At 37.7% G+C, this 12047-nt stretch carries 13 protein-coding genes; 5 read left to right on the top strand and 8 right to left on the bottom strand.

The features are described 5' to 3' along the window. Nucleotides 1-448 (top strand): LuxR C-terminal-related transcriptional regulator (locus AC4GME_RS06540; protein WP_490379156.1); only part of this gene is annotated, 448 nt, incomplete at its 5' end. A gap of 521 nt (nucleotides 449-969) precedes the next feature. Further along, nucleotides 970-2106: a sn-glycerol-3-phosphate ABC transporter ATP-binding protein UgpC gene (ugpC, locus tag AC4GME_RS06535; protein WP_490376813.1), complete on the top strand. Its 1137-nt coding sequence runs from the start codon at nucleotides 970-972 to the stop codon at nucleotides 2104-2106. Nucleotides 2107-2231: 125 nt separating this feature from the next. On the opposite strand, the gene murI is transcribed toward ugpC, so the two are convergent. Next, nucleotides 2232-3044, bottom strand: coding sequence for a glutamate racemase (gene murI / locus AC4GME_RS06530; RefSeq protein ID WP_490376812.1), 813 nt, complete (start codon nucleotides 3042-3044; stop codon nucleotides 2232-2234). Nucleotides 3045-3171: 127 nt separating this feature from the next. On the opposite strand from murI, the gene trmA reads away from it, so the two are divergent. After that, nucleotides 3172-4269, top strand: a complete 1098-nt coding sequence (gene trmA / locus AC4GME_RS06525) for a tRNA (uridine(54)-C5)-methyltransferase TrmA (RefSeq protein ID WP_490376811.1) — start codon at nucleotides 3172-3174, stop codon at nucleotides 4267-4269. Nucleotides 4270-4852: 583 nt separating this feature from the next. On the opposite strand, the gene AC4GME_RS06520 is transcribed toward trmA, so the two are convergent. The 6 genes from AC4GME_RS06520 to ftsY form a co-directional block, all read right to left on the bottom strand. Further along, complete coding sequence (locus AC4GME_RS06520) at nucleotides 4853-5680, bottom strand: prephenate dehydratase (protein WP_490376810.1); 828 nt, start codon at nucleotides 5678-5680, stop codon at nucleotides 4853-4855. 77 nt (nucleotides 5681-5757) lie between these two features. Next, nucleotides 5758-6612 carry an RNA polymerase sigma factor RpoH gene (gene rpoH / locus AC4GME_RS06515; RefSeq protein ID WP_490376809.1) on the bottom strand — a complete coding sequence of 285 codons (855 nt, stop codon included), beginning with the start codon at nucleotides 6610-6612 and terminating at the stop codon, nucleotides 5758-5760. Nucleotides 6613-6737: 125 nt separating this feature from the next. Next, nucleotides 6738-7061 carry a hypothetical protein gene (locus tag AC4GME_RS06510; protein WP_490376808.1) on the bottom strand — a complete coding sequence of 108 codons (324 nt, stop codon included), beginning with the start codon at nucleotides 7059-7061 and terminating at the stop codon, nucleotides 6738-6740. Nucleotides 7062-7175: 114 nt separating this feature from the next. Next, the gene (gene ftsX / locus AC4GME_RS06505) at nucleotides 7176-8165 is read right to left on the bottom strand and encodes a permease-like cell division protein FtsX (protein WP_490376807.1); all 990 of its coding nucleotides are present in this window, start codon (nucleotides 8163-8165) and stop codon (nucleotides 7176-7178) included. Then, complete coding sequence (gene ftsE / locus AC4GME_RS06500) at nucleotides 8158-8838, bottom strand: cell division ATP-binding protein FtsE (RefSeq protein ID WP_490376806.1); 681 nt, start codon at nucleotides 8836-8838, stop codon at nucleotides 8158-8160. The genes ftsX and ftsE overlap by 8 nt, the downstream gene beginning before the upstream one ends. Next, a complete protein-coding gene (ftsY, locus tag AC4GME_RS06495) occupies nucleotides 8838-10241 on the bottom strand; it encodes a signal recognition particle-docking protein FtsY (protein ID WP_490379155.1) in 1404 nt (467 codons plus the stop codon). The genes ftsE and ftsY overlap by 1 nt, the downstream gene beginning before the upstream one ends. Nucleotides 10242-10337: 96 nt before the next feature. On the opposite strand from ftsY, the gene rsmD reads away from it, so the two are divergent. Together rsmD and AC4GME_RS06485 are read left to right on the top strand one after the other, a co-directional pair. Continuing rightward, nucleotides 10338-10946 carry a 16S rRNA (guanine(966)-N(2))-methyltransferase RsmD gene (gene rsmD, locus AC4GME_RS06490; protein WP_490376804.1) on the top strand — a complete coding sequence of 203 codons (609 nt, stop codon included), beginning with the start codon at nucleotides 10338-10340 and terminating at the stop codon, nucleotides 10944-10946. Further along, the gene (locus AC4GME_RS06485; RefSeq protein ID WP_490376803.1) at nucleotides 10946-11209 is read left to right on the top strand and encodes a DUF1145 domain-containing protein; all 264 of its coding nucleotides are present in this window, start codon (nucleotides 10946-10948) and stop codon (nucleotides 11207-11209) included. The genes rsmD and AC4GME_RS06485 overlap by 1 nt, the downstream gene beginning before the upstream one ends. A gap of 141 nt (nucleotides 11210-11350) precedes the next feature. Here the strand turns inward: AC4GME_RS06485 and AC4GME_RS06480 are convergent, their stop codons facing one another. Continuing rightward, entirely contained in the window at nucleotides 11351-11587 is a 237-nt protein-coding gene (locus AC4GME_RS06480; protein WP_490376802.1) for a YecH family metal-binding protein, read from the bottom strand. Nucleotides 11588-12047 lie beyond the last annotated feature (460 nt).

The following is a 12047-nucleotide window of genomic DNA, read 5'->3' as shown; positions in this document are numbered from 1 at the left end:
GTCGCAAGCCGTTGAGTCCTCGCTGCTTACCGGCCTAAACACCTGTTTTGTTCGAGAATCGGTTAATTTAAAACCTGTTTATCAGGAACTGGCAAAAGATCCCTCTTTAATTAATTCAGTAAAAGAGAAATTAGCTTACTTACTGTCATTATCAGGCATCAGTTTAAATGAGCCTCCCAAAAACCCCTTTGATTCAGCTTCTGTTATCAAAATCCAATCTCACTCACGGGCACCAAGGTTAGTTAAAAATATTCAACTTACGCCTCGAGAATGGCAGGTACTGGGCTTTATTCATTCTGGTTATCGCAATCATCAGATAGCGAAGGCAATGGGAGTTGCCCCCACCACCGTCAAATCGCATATACGTAATGTTTATCAGAAATTAGGGTTAGAAGATCGTAACGAAGCCTTACTACTAAGTGAAGAGCTAGTGGCTCTGATAGATTAAAAAAGCTTCAGGTGGCTGCGAATTGAAAGACAGTTCAGGTATATCAGCGAGTGAGTTCTGCAACACTTTTTTGCTTGCAGACAACGATGTATAGCTGGCTTTATTTTGACCAACAAACACTGAACATCTGACAACATCTGACGACATCTAGTAACATGAGTCTCTGCGCAGCGCGCGGGGATTCATGCTGTCTTTCAGAAAAGCACAGTCGATTTGCTTTTTTTGCTATAGGTAACAAATAGTTACAAGCGTTAACGTAAAAATAATGGATGCGGGATGTTAATAAACAACTTATCAAAGCATTAATGACAAATTGAACCGTTAATGACTAATAACGAGATCTGGTTCTCAAAAGCCCAGTCTCAGCCCCCCTAAAACCCCCCCTACGCCCCTTGGGGGAGGATGTTTCACCATTTGCCTTAGCACAATATACCCCAAGCAAAAATACAGATTCAGATTACTCTCTTATCCATATGGACTAGAAAATCTGACAAACATCAAGAATTAAGAAGGTAAAGTTAATGGCAGGCGTTGTATTAAAAAAAATAACTAAAGCATTTGGTGATGTTGTTGTACAAAAAGATGTTGACCTAGAAATTATTGATGGCGAGTTTATCGCATTTGTTGGCCCATCAGGTTGTGGTAAAACAACGTTATTACGCATGATTGCGGGTTTAGAAGATATCACATCAGGTGATCTCTATATTGATGGAGCGCGTGTGAACGATACACCTCCATCACAGCGTTCAATTAGCATGGTTTTTCAATCTTATGCACTTTATCCGCATTTAAACCTAAAGGACAATATGACTTTTGGTTTACGTTTAGCTAAAACCCCAGAAGCGGAAATCCAAGAACGTCTTGATTACGCATCATCAATTTTACAATTGGGTTCGCAATTACATAAAAAACCAAAAGAGTTATCAGGTGGCCAACAACAACGTGTTGCTATCGGTCGTACTTTGGTTAACCGACCAAAAGTACTGCTATTTGATGAGCCTCTTTCAAATCTAGATGCATCGTTACGTGTACAGATGCGTATTGAGATTACAAAACTACACAAACGTCTTAATTCAACCATGGTTTATGTAACGCACGATCAGGTTGAAGCGATGACGATGGCAGATCGAATCGTCGTATTGCAAAACGGCAAAGTTGCACAAGTAGGTACACCGCTTGAGTTATACCACAATCCGGAAAACCTTTTTGTTGCAGGCTTTATCGGCTCTCCTAAAATGAACTTCGTGAAAGCTAAAGTGCTTGAATTAACTGACCAAGGCGTTATTGTTGAATTAGCAAACAAAGCGCCATTAACAGTACAAGTTGAGCATGACACATTAAAAGTTGGAGATGCCGTTACTGTTGGTATTCGTCCAGAGCATGTCGATACGTCATGTTCAACCCAGTGTGGTGACGGCAGTGCAGACGGTTGCTTTACAGGTGAAATTCAAGTACTTGAGCAGCTCGGTCATGAAACACAAATTTACGTAGAAGCAAAAGATATTGAAAGTGATTTGATCATCCGTTATTTTGATGTTGCAGAGATAGCACTTGAGCAGGAATTTGCCTTCAAATTCCCTGCAGAGCGTTGTCATCTATTCAAAGAAGATGGAACGGCTTGCAAACGTACCTTCAAAGAGATTGGTAGTAAATTATAAAACAGTAAATAGGAGCCTAAGGGCTCCTATTTTTTTGCCTGAAATAAATAAAAACAGTCTACTTGTTATACCCAAACCACATGAAGATGCATCTTCACATGGTTTGGGTATATATCTCTTTGCCATTAAAGATGCGCATAATAATCTAACGATTTAAATCCGTAAGCTAAAAAACGGGTCTGCAACGCTTTTAATTTTTCACTTAGCTCTATCTCATAAGCCTTCGTGTAATAAGCTCGGTGCTGATTTGAAAATGGACTTCTATTATCTCTTCCAAGCAGCTGGTAAACACGGTTTGCAATTGCTTTACCTGAATCCACCAATTGCACCCTGTTTTGAAAACAGCTAGCGATTTCATTTTTTAATAATGGGAAATGGGTACAGCCTAACACTAAGGTATCAGGCTTTTCCTGCAACGCGAGCCAAGGCTCAAGCACCTTTTGTAAACGCTTTTTATCAACCTCTAAACCTTGCAGTTTTTCTTCAGCTAATTTAACTAACTCTGTCGAACCTATTTTTAATACTTCGATATCTGCGGCAAATTCATTAATTAATAATGTAGTGTAATTTCGTTTTATCGTAGCTGGTGTCGCTAATAAACCTATCACACCATTTTTTGTTAATTGCGCAGCAGGTTTAATCGCAGGTACCACCCCGACAACAGGAATCAAAAAGTGGGCTCGTAATGCCTGTAATGCGACCGTGCTTGCTGAATTGCAGGCGATAATAATCAGATCAATATTTTGTTTTTTTACAAAAGAGAGCAGTAATTCTGTTAAATGATTAATTAAGAAATCATCATCTAACTCTCCATAAGGAAAATACTCATTATCAAACAGATAAAAACAATTGATATTGGCAGTTTGTTGTATCACTTCATGAAAAACGGATAAACCACCTACCCCAGAATCAAAAATTAAAACCTGTTTTGCAGCCATTCTTAAATCACCAATATTTATAAACAGACAGTATTTTAACCTGTATAGGAAATAAAATGAATTTATCTGGTCAAGTTGCTAAGGCTACTTTAAAATTCAGCCCAATTACTACACTAATGAGGTTAAAATGAGTCTGCAATTTGTCGATCCAGATAATTACGAAAAACAGTTAAATGCTAAAAAAGAGCAATTTAACAAACAATTTGCGACATTTAACCTGCCTGCGCTAGAATGTTTTGATTCACCTAAGCAAAATTACCGTATGCGCTCAGAGTTTCGAGTATGGCATGACGGCGATGATCTTTATTACATTATGTTTGATAAGGAAACTAAACAAAAAATTCGTGTTGATCAATTTCCGCCAGCAAGCTCACTGATTAATGCGTTAATGCCACAGCTAATAAATCTTTTAAAATCAGCCGATATTTTACGCCGAAAATTATTCCAAGTTGATTTTCTATCCAGCTTAAGCGGGCAAGTTATTGTTAGTTTACTTTACCATAAGCAGTTAGATGATAACTGGTTAGCAGAGGCAAACCGTATTAAAGCGGAGTTATCGAAACAGTTTGATATCAATTTCATCGGTCGCGCTAAAAAGCAGAAAGTATTGCTAGATCAAGATTATGTTGTTGAAGAATTAGATGTTGACGGCAACAAACTGTTTTATCAACAAATTGAAAATAGTTTTACCCAGCCTAATGCTATCGTCTCAGTAAAGATGCTTGAATGGGCTATCGACTGTACGCGCAACAGCCAAGGAGACCTGCTGGAGCTTTACTGTGGTAACGGTAACTTCTCACTGGCATTAGCAAAAAACTTCAATAAAGTATTAGCCACTGAAATAGCCAAACCATCAGTGCATTCTGCACAGTTTAATATCGCTAAAAACAATATTGATAATGTCACAATTATTCGTATGTCAGCAGAAGAGTTTACCCAAGCTATTAATGGTGTACGTGAATTTAACCGTTTAGAAGGCATTAATTTAAGCGATTATCAGTGTAATACTATTTTTGTAGATCCACCACGTTCGGGCCTTGATGATGAAACGGTGAAGATGGTACAAAATTACGACAATATTTTATATATCAGCTGTAATCCAGATACCTTACATAACAATCTTGAACTGTTTAATGAAACACATTTCGTTAAACGTTTTGCTTTGTTTGATCAGTTCCCGTATACCCATCATACAGAAGCGGGTGTTTATTTAGTGAGACGATAAAGTGATAGAAAACGTTTACAAACGTTTTGCACTACACCTTAACGAAAGTTGATCAGTTCCCGCGGCACCTTCAAACAGGCACATCATACTGAAGCTGGTGTTTATTTAGTGAGACGATAAAGGGCAGGAAAACGTTTATAAACGTTTTGCACTATACCTTAACGTAAGTTGATCAGCTCCCGCTGCACCTTAAAACAGGCACATCATACTGAAGCGGGTGTTTATTTAGTGAGACGATAAAGTGATAGAAAACGTTTACAAACGTTTTGCACTACACCTTAACGAAAGTTGATCAGTTCCCGCGGTACCTTCAAACAGGCACATCATACTGAAGCTGGTGTTTATTTAGTGAGACGATAACGTGATAGAAAATGTTTACAAACGTTTTGCACGACACCTTAACGAAAGTTGATCAGTTTCCGCTGCACCTTCAAACAGGCACATCATACTGAAGCGGGTGTTTATTTAGTAAGACGATAGTTTTTATTGAAGCGCTTAAAAAGTGCTTCATGCCACCTCTAAATAAGCAGTTTCCCTGCACTAGCTGCTGTTTATTTGCGAGATACTAAGAGTCGCAAATAAGTCACTGTGCTTTAATATATGAGCCAATAACCGTTACTGGATATTGGCTTTTTATTTGCTGTAATGCCTGCTTAACATTTGCATCTAAGTGGTGTCCATCGATATCAATAAAGAAGTGATATTTACCAAGTTGAGATTTAGTTGGACGTGACATAATCGAGGTGAGATTTACTTTCTGAAGAGCAAACGCATTAATAATATTACCCAATACTCCAGGGCAATCATTTTCATTTTTTACCACTAACGAAGTTTTGTAATGCTTATCAAGCAAGCGATCTTGTGCTTGATTGCTGATCACTAAAAACCGAGTTTGGTTATTCTCATAATTAGTGACATTATTTTTAATTAAACTGCCCTTTTCAGCCAGAGTCAAAGCATGCTGAGGAATAATAGCTCCAGCCCCTTTCCCCTGTTTCTGCGCAAGTACTAACGACTCAATATTACTTTGTGTATTGTGTACATTGATATTCTGTAATCTGTTAATAAATTCAGAGCATTGTCCATGTGCAACAAACTGCACATAAAGATCAGTCAATTGCGATAAATCATCGCAGTAACCAACAAAAGAGAATTGAATCGGTAAAAGTAATTCAGAGATAACCACAAGATCGGTATCGAGCAGATGATCTAATACAACTTGAACATATCCTTCCGACAAGTTTTCAATCGGCAGTACACCGATTTCACACTCTTTACCAATCGCTTTAAATGTATCAGACAGGCTAGTAAAATATTGAATCTCAAAAGGGATCTCTTGGCTTTTTACGTATTGCTGAGTTGCCAAATCTGAAAACGTTTCTTTAGGACCAAGCGTAGCAATTTTAGGCATGAGACACCGAATTGTAATAAAAATAAGGAATTAAAGAGGAGAAACAAAAAAGGTGAGCTTATGGCTCACCTTTTTCTTTATGCTAAATCCATGTTCGATTGAAGCTTTTTAATTGCATTCGCTTCTAGTTGGCGAACACGCTCAGCTGAAACGTTATATCGCGACGCTAAATCTTGCAAGGTTGCCTTGGGCTCACTTAACCAACGAGAGCTAACAATATCTTGGCTTCGCTCATCAAGCTGAGATAATGCAGAATAAAGTTTAGTCTTCAGATGTAACTGCGAATTTTCAGCTTCCACTGTAACCGCAACATCTGCGCTTTTATCTTCAAGATATTGAACAGGGGCAAAATTATCGTCGTCATCAGAATCACCCGCAGTTAAATCAAAGGACTGATCTTGCCCATTTAAGCGGGATTCCATTTCCAGCACATCTGTGGTGCTAACATTTAAATTTTCAGCAACCGTTGCCACTTCATCATGACTAAACCAACCAAGACGCTTCTTTGCTTTTCGAAGATTAAAAAACAATTTACGTTGTGCTTTAGTTGTCGCAACTTTTACCATACGCCAGTTACGAATAACATATTCATGAATTTCAGCTTTTATCCAATGCACCGCAAAAGAAACCAAACGAACCCCCACAGAGGGATCAAAACGTTTAACCGCTTTCATTAAACCAATATTACCTTCTTGGATTAAATCGGCTTGTGGCAAACCATAACCCGCATAACTTTTAGCTACATATGCAACAAAACGTAAATGCGACATAACCAATTTTTTCGCAGCGTCTAAATCACCATCATTAAATAAGCGTTCCGCAAGCTCTTTCTCCTCTTCTGCACTAAGCATAGAGAACTGATTGACAGATTGAACATAGGCTCCAATACTTCCTTGAGGAACTAAACTCATTGAATCTATTGTTTTACTCATGTTTCACCTTATTAATTTCGAATGAATGATAAAAACGTAAAATGGAAACGTAACTTGCTGTGCTTTTTGTCTAAAAACAAAGAGCTATTATATAGTACAAAATAAAAAAAAGAACAATAAAAATATTAACTGGCTAGCAAAAAATTAAGGTAGTTATTATTACGTAAATAGCGTTTTAACTGACGTGATAACCAGTATTCCCCTAACATATGATCTTTTATGATACTTCGAAAATGCAGCGAATTAATGCTGACATTTATATCATCAATAACATCAAAGGTACCATAACCAATAACAGTCCCATCTAAACGAATAATAAGTAACTCAGTACAATTATCCAACCATTCATCTTTAGATTGAATTGTATGCTGCGGCATATTCTCGTGGATCAGCGTTTGGCAAATTGGAGAAAAAACAGAGGTTAACTTAACATCAATAATTTTATGCATATTTCTCTTTTCAAATACAATACAATGATTTTTGAGACATGCGTCACATATTACAAGCAAAAAAAAAGAGATCAAGTAAGATCTCTTTTTTTTACACTTTATGAAAATACTAAATCATTTAGGTTCGATCTTGACCAGATATTGTTTCACTGAAATATATGATGCAATAAAACCAAGGAATGTCGCAACTGCAATTAAAATCGCCACCTCTTCCAGGTTCATAACCGAAATTTGAAACTCTACCTGATACAAGCCCATTAAACTAATTACGCCTGAGTGTAACCATTGCACTAAGCCAAATGTTAATAACCAGGCAATAAGGCCACCTAATAAACCATACCAAGCACCGACATATAAAAATGGACGTTGAATAAAGCTATTGGTTGCACCAACTAATTTAAACACTTCAATTTCAGATCGTTGGTTTAATATATTTAAACGAATGGTATTACTGACAATCAGTAATACCGATAGCAATAATAAAACCGCAATAGCAATTACAATATCAACCACGACAGACAAAATGGCTTGCAGTTTTTCAATCCAATCAATATCGACCCTTACTAGGTCAACCCCCTGCTCTCTTTTAAGCTTAGCAACCAGCAATTTACTGCCAGCTATATTCATCGCTTGTGCGACAGGAACTACGATTAATACGTCAGGCAATGGATTTTCATCAAGATAATTCAGTGCCTTAGAAAAGCCTGACATCTCTTTAAACTCCTGCAGAGCTTGATGAGAGGTAATATGAGTAACCGCCTCGATATCGTCATATAGCCCTAACTTGTTTATCAATACTTGTATGCGTTGCTCAGAAATATCTTTTTTCAAAAACAAGCTGATTTCTGAAGCCTTATCCCACTGATCAGTTACTCGTTCAGTATTCTTGTACAGCACATGAAAAACACTTGGTAATGATAAAGCAACGCCCAGCACCAAAATAGTCATTAAGGTTGCAAAGGGTGTTTTCCATAATTCAGAGAAACTAGTGAAAATCTGCTGAAAATGTTGCTGAAAAACTGATGCGACACGCCCAAAAAATGAAACTTTGGTAATACGTGGTGAACCCGATAATACATTTTTGTCTGCTTTTTGCTTAGCCATTGCGTTCTCTCATTAGTCCGTCATTGATCATTATTCCCTCTTTAAGGGTTAATGTGCGATAGCGCATTTTTGCAATCAAGCCTAAATCATGGGTAGCGATTAATACTGACATGCCAAATTCATTAAGTGATTCAAATAAACTTAAAATCTCTAATGATAATTTGGGGTCAAGGTTACCCGTTGGTTCATCGGCCAGTAATAATGGGGGCTGGTTAATAATTGCACGTGCAATACCAACTCTCTGCTGCTCACCACCAGAGAGGTGAATCGGCGCATAATCTTCTTTGCCTGACAACCCGACTTTATCAAGTGCGACTAAACTGCGGCGCTTAATTTCATATTGATTATAGCCTTCTATTAATAGTGGCAAACCAACATTTTCTAATACCGTTCGATTCATTAATAAACGGTGATCTTGAAAGATCATGCCAATGTGACGACGCATATAAGGAATATCATTACCTTTAATATGGCTTATATCATTACCATTTAAGACAATTCGCCCCGTTGTTGGTCGCTCCATCAAGCTAATTAATTTTAATAACGTACTTTTACCTGAGCCTGAGTGGCCCGTTAAAAAAGCCATTTCACCTTGTTTTAAGTGAAAATCTACCTCTTTTAATGCGCTGAAATTTCCAGCATAAACTTTACTGACCTCTTCAAATAAAATCATTATTCATTTTCACCTTGTTGTGAATCTTCCTCTCTCGAGAAAAGTGCTTCAATAAACTCCTTGGCATTAAATTCTCGCAAATCATCAATGCCTTCACCTGTTCCTATATAACGAATTGGTAATTTAAATTTATCAGCAATCGAGAAAATAATTCCACCTTTTGCTGTCCCATCCAATTTAGTTAGTGTAATCCCAGTTATACCAACTGCTTGATCAAATAACTGTACTTGGCTAATGGCATTTTGCCCAGTACCGGCATCAAGAGTAAGCATGATTTCGTGTGGTGCACTGGCATCTTTTTTGCGCATAATACGCACCACTTTGCTTAACTCATCCATTAAATGATCTTTGTTCTGCAGGCGTCCGGCAGTATCTGCAATCAAAATATCAACGCCACGCGCTTTAGCTGCATCCATTGCATCAAATAAAACAGATGCACTGTCAGCACCTGTCTGCTGTGCAATAACAGGGATATCATTACGCTCCCCCCATACTTGTAACTGCTCGACAGCAGCTGCGCGGAAAGTATCTCCTGCAGCTAACATCACAGACTTACCTTGCTGTTGGTACTTTTTGGCTAATTTACCTATGGTGGTTGTTTTACCAACACCGTTAACACCAACCATTAAAATAACGTATGGAGATTTGCTTTCATCAATAGATAAAGGTTGCTCCACTTTATTCAAAATTTCCGAAAGATCGGTTTTCAATAAACTATATAAAGCTTCTGCATCTTTAAGCTGTTTACGATCTGCATGTTCAGTTAGGTTATCAATTATTTTTAAGGTTGTATCAACACCAATATCAGCAACAATTAATTGCTCTTCTAACTCTTCAAAAAGATCATCATCAATTTGTTTCCCTTTAAATAAAGAGAATAAACCACTACCAATACTTAAACGAGTTTTAGTTAGGCTTTGTTTGAAGCGAGCAAAGAAACCTAATGTTTTTTCTTCTTTTTTAGCTCGTAACTTCTCAGATTGTAACTTCTCAGCTTGTAGCTTTTCAGTAGCCAACTCTTCAGCGGCAAGCTCTTCAGCGGCAAGCTCTTCAGCGGCAAGCTCTTCAGCAGCAAGCTTTTCAGCAGCAAGCTTTTCAGCGGCAAGCTCTTCAGCAGCAAGCTTTTCAGCAGCAAGCTTTTCAGCAGCAAGCTTTTCAGCGGCTAGCTTTTCAGCGGCTAGCTTTTCAGCGGCTAGCTTTTCAGCAGCAAGCTTTTCAGCAGTAAGCTTTTCAGCAGCGAGCTTTTCAGCAGCGAGCTTTTCAGCAGGAAGCTTTTCAGCAGGAAGCTTTTCAGCAGCTAAATTTTCAGCAGCTAGCTTTTCAGCTTCGACATTTTCATCTTGCGCAGTTTCTTGTTTTGATTTTTTCCCAAACCAGGAAAATAGACCTTTCTTCTTTGCCATTAATTAAAAACCTTACTCACAACCAATTTGACCTGCTAAAATAGCGGCATCCTTTATCGCAGTATATTACCATCTTATCGCCGGACTAAAAATTATATGGGTAGAAATCAGCAAGTTAAATCTCACGAAAAAAGCAGAAAATCGATCAAAGACGGGTTTATTCGCTTAATATCAGGAAAATGGCGCGGTAAGAAATTGCCAGTTAGAGATAAAGAAGGTTTACGACCAACAACGGATCGTATCAAAGAGACACTATTTAACTGGTTAATGCACGATGTTCGTGATGCAAATTGCTTAGATTGTTTTAGTGGAAGTGGCAGTTTAGCCTTTGAAGCCCTATCGCGTTTTGCAAAAAATGCAACATTACTAGAACGCGACAAACATGTTGCCCAACAGTTACGTGAAAACTTAAAAACCTTAAAAGTAGATAATGCAATCGTTGTTGAAACCGACTCTATCAACTATTTAAAGCAAATAGCGCAACAACAATTCGATATTGTTTTTGTCGATCCTCCTTTTAATAAAGGTTTAGTGCAACCCTGTTGCGCAGCGTTAGAAGAAAACTGTTATTTAGCAGCACACGCATTAATTTATATCGAGATGGAAGTGCAATTATCTGATCTTGAATTGCCAAGAAGCTGGCAACTATTAAAAGAAAAAACTACAGGACAAGTGGCTTATCAACTGTATTTGCGGGAGGAATAATGAACTATTTTATTACCTTTGCTAAGTTTCTAATGATCATTATTTGGGGACTATTACTAAGCAATCTGTTTTCCCCCTTTCCAGGACAAGTGGCCATCGTATTTTACCTGTTACTGGGATTTATCTGTTTTATGCACCTTATCCAATTATTGGTTATTTACGGTGCATTTGCAGAAAAACTTAAACTAACTAAATCTGAAGCGATGCAAATTTTTATTTTTGGTGTATTTAAACTTTGGCAGATAAAAGAGCGTTTAGGCTGATTTTTATGCAGCAAATATAGCCAAAGCAAGCTCCTCGAGCAAACCAATTCGAGGAGAACTGCAATTAAACATCTTAAGGAAGTTCAGCCTAGGTAAATATGAGCAACTAGGCTGAAAATAGGGCGTCACTAATAGTAACTCTTAACAAAGATGATCTTCAGGCATATGAATCCCCTCTTCCGATTCAACAAACTTACCTTTTGAAGTAAGAAACTCGATCAAAGCATCCGCCGTCAAATCACTATGCATACAAGTATGAAAATGCGCATCTTCACCAAATTTAGTGGCTATCTCTGCTTTTAAGGCTGACTTGCTGTAAGTTTTTGCACTCGCGGCCATCATTTCCATTACTTGATGACCATGGATTGATTCACTCATTTTTGTTCCTAGTTAATTTATCAAAAAAACACTATAACCCAGCAAAGCAGTCGGGTATTGATGTAAAACAAAATTTTCGAGCATAAATGAAAAAGGGTGAACACAATTAATGCGTTCACCCTTTTATAGTCTTAATATTCATTCCGTTGAGAATTTCCACACCCTTGTGGTTCCGTGACAATAGCTAATCTAAGCTTTTTCCTTTTTCTAATCCTTTAGCTTGTCCCTTTCTCCGTATTATCAAATACTATTGAAACCGCTTCTATCCTGAAGGTATCCTTTAACGCTCCGCGCATTTCCTTTCCAATCCTTTTGGAATTCCTTAAATCCATTTTAACAATCGAATCTATTGTTATACCTTTCTTCCTAAAGGCTTCCTAATAACAGCTCCTAGCTTCTATCCCTTTTCCAATCCTTTTGGAATTCCTTAAATCCATTTTAACAATCGAATCTATTGTTA

It is taken from the genome of Psychromonas sp. (genome assembly GCF_983033635.1).
This window is presented reverse-complemented; position numbering and strand designations above follow the sequence as displayed.

Bases quoted from the DNA above. Each gene is read 5' to 3' on its own strand.
- AC4GME_RS06510 (WP_490376808.1), bottom strand. From the start codon at position 7,061: ATGCATAAAATTATTGATGTTAAGTTAACCTCTGTTTTTTCTCCAATT.
- rpoH (WP_490376809.1), bottom strand. From the start codon at position 6,612: ATGAGTAAAACAATAGATTCAATGAGTTTAGTTCCTCAAGGAAGTATT.
- ftsY (WP_490379155.1), bottom strand. From the start codon at position 10,241: ATGGCAAAGAAGAAAGGTCTATTTTCCTGGTTTGGGAAAAAATCAAAA.
- murI (WP_490376812.1), bottom strand. From the start codon at position 3,044: ATGGCTGCAAAACAGGTTTTAATTTTTGATTCTGGGGTAGGTGGTTTA.
- ftsE (WP_490376806.1), bottom strand. From the start codon at position 8,838: ATGATTTTATTTGAAGAGGTCAGTAAAGTTTATGCTGGAAATTTCAGC.
- ftsX (WP_490376807.1), bottom strand. From the start codon at position 8,165: ATGGCTAAGCAAAAAGCAGACAAAAATGTATTATCGGGTTCACCACGT.
- AC4GME_RS06520 (WP_490376810.1), bottom strand. From the start codon at position 5,680: ATGCCTAAAATTGCTACGCTTGGTCCTAAAGAAACGTTTTCAGATTTG.
- rsmD (WP_490376804.1), top strand. From the start codon at position 10,338: ATGGGTAGAAATCAGCAAGTTAAATCTCACGAAAAAAGCAGAAAATCG.
- ugpC (WP_490376813.1), top strand. From the start codon at position 970: ATGGCAGGCGTTGTATTAAAAAAAATAACTAAAGCATTTGGTGATGTT.
- trmA (WP_490376811.1), top strand. From the start codon at position 3,172: ATGAGTCTGCAATTTGTCGATCCAGATAATTACGAAAAACAGTTAAAT.
- AC4GME_RS06480 (WP_490376802.1), bottom strand. From the start codon at position 11,587: ATGAGTGAATCAATCCATGGTCATCAAGTAATGGAAATGATGGCCGCG.
- AC4GME_RS06485 (WP_490376803.1), top strand. From the start codon at position 10,946: ATGAACTATTTTATTACCTTTGCTAAGTTTCTAATGATCATTATTTGG.